The organism is Bradyrhizobium sp. NAS96.2 (genome assembly GCF_001908235.1).
In the GTDB taxonomy this organism is placed as follows: Bacteria; Pseudomonadota; Alphaproteobacteria; order Rhizobiales; family Xanthobacteraceae; genus Bradyrhizobium.
Genome location: NZ_LGHK01000310.1, coordinates 1 through 2082, shown reverse-complemented (window position 1 = coordinate 2082; position 2082 = coordinate 1). Strand labels below are relative to the sequence as shown.

The following is a 2082-nucleotide window of genomic DNA, read 5'->3' as shown; positions in this document are numbered from 1 at the left end:
GCCCGCCCGACGCCAAAATCGTGGCCCGGGAGGCGGCAAATCTCGGCGCCGTGGAGGACGACGATCTGCGCGCGGCGCTGGCCCGGCTGGGTGCCTCGATCAAGCGAAATTGACGCTTTTCTGCAGGCCGGCCGCGAGACCCCGGCATTGCCACAATGGCCGTTTCAAGCTAGCGAAGGCTTCTTTTTCGGGACCCCCTTCATTGTGGCGTGAATGCGCCAATCCGGGAGCTGACCTTGATCATCACGCGCCGCGCTTTCACCACCGCTCTCTCGCTGACCGGGCTTGCCGCCCTCGCCGGCCTGTCGCCGCTGCGCCTGATCACGGACGCGTTCGCTCAGACCGCCGCCGAGGTCGCCAAGCCGCAGTCGCTGCCGGACATGGGCCTCGGCCCGCAGGACGCCAAGGTGACCATCGTCGAATACGCCTCGATGACCTGCCCGCACTGCGCCAATTTCAACGAGACCGTGTTCCCGAAGATCAAGTCGACCTACATCGACTCTGGCAAGGTCCGTTACGTGTTCCGCGAATTCCCGCTCGACATCAAGGCCGCCGCCGGCTCGATGCTGGCGCGCTGCATCGCCAAGGATGACGCGCCGAAGTACTTCGCCGTGATCGACCTGCTGTTCCGCCAGCAGAACGACTGGGTGATGAAGAACACCACCGAGACCTTGACCCGGATCGGCAAGCAGGCCGGCCTCAGCCAGCAGCAGGTCGAGGACTGCCTGAAGGATCAGACGCTGCTCGACAAGATCGCCGCCGACCAGAAATACGCCAACGACGTGCTGAAGGTGAACTCGACGCCGACCTTCTTCGTCAATGGCGAGATGCTGAAGGGCGAGACCTCGTTCGAGGAATTCAGCAAGCACATCGATCCGCTGCTGAAGAGCTGATCGCCAACCTTCGAGCCTGACATCGTCGTGCCTGATTTTGAGTCGGGCACGATAATTGTGGATGACTTGCGATCACCACATGCGGCGATCGCATTATTTCGTTGTTGAAAACCTGATTCGCCCGATGCGAATCTCCGAGGACATGCAAGGGCCATAAAACCCCTGCAAATCCCTCGTAAATCCCTTGGGAAAAGCTGGGTCAAGCGGTTGCCCTGACGCACAGGCATCGCCATTGTCGCCGCTCATGAGAGCTGCACGCAGCTATTCACCCCAGACACCGACATTGCCATCCATGGTATTGTCACGGCAGGGAGATTCGCGCCCGGCCAAACGAGATTTGTGTACATGAAGCTCACGCGCCTCCGCCTGCACGGTTTCAAGTCGTTCGTTGAACCCACCGATTTCATGATCGAGCCGGGCCTGACCGGCGTCGTCGGACCGAACGGCTGCGGCAAATCCAATCTCGTCGAAGCGCTGCGCTGGGCGATGGGCGAGACCTCGCACAAATCGCTGCGCGCCGCCGACATGGATGCGGTGATCTTCGCCGGTTCCGGCAACCGTCCGGCGCGTAACCACGCCGAAGTGGTGATGACGATCGACAATTCCGATCGCTCGGCGCCGGCCGCGATGAATGACAGCCAGCTGCTCGAAATCTCCCGCCGCATCGAGCGCGAAGCCGGCTCGGTCTACCGCATCAACGGCCGCGACGTGCGTGCCCGCGACGTGCAGATCCTGTTCGCCGACGCCGCCACCGGCGCGCGTTCACCGGCGCTGGTCCACCAGGGCAAGATCGGCGAGATCATCCAGGCCAAGCCCGAGCAGCGCCGCCGCGTGCTGGAAGACGCCGCCGGCGTCGCCGGCCTGCATGCCCGCCGTCACGAGGCGGAACTGCGGCTCAAGGCGGCCGAAACCAACCTCACCCGCGTCGAGGACGTGATCGGCCAGCTCACCGGCCAGATGGAAGGCCTGAAGAAGCAGGCCCGCCAGGCGATTCGCTACCGCGAGGTCGCGGCCAAGGTGCGCAAGTCCGAGGCCATGCTGTTCCACCTGCGCTGGATCGAGGCCAACGCCGACGTCAACGACGCTGCGCGCACCCACGATCTCGCCGTGCGCGAGATGGCCGAGCGCACCCAGCATCAGGCGGAAGCCGCGCGGATCCAGGCGATCCGCGCCACCGAATTGCCCGCGC

The 2082-nt window shown here is 64.0% G+C and carries 2 protein-coding genes and 1 pseudogene; all 3 read left to right on the top strand.

What is annotated here, in order from left to right:
• Positions 1 to 113: pseudogene (locus tag AC628_RS45715) on the top strand (DUF721 domain-containing protein); the annotation flags it as partial.
• A 123-nt stretch (positions 114 to 236) separates the two neighbouring features.
• Positions 237 to 893 (top strand): DsbA family protein, encoded by a 657-nt coding sequence (locus AC628_RS40490; protein WP_074132364.1) that lies wholly within the window; start codon positions 237 to 239, stop codon positions 891 to 893.
• Positions 894 to 1238: 345 nt separating this feature from the next.
• The coding region (locus AC628_RS40485; protein ID WP_168193544.1) for an AAA family ATPase at positions 1239 to 2082 on the top strand (844 nt) is incomplete at its 3' end.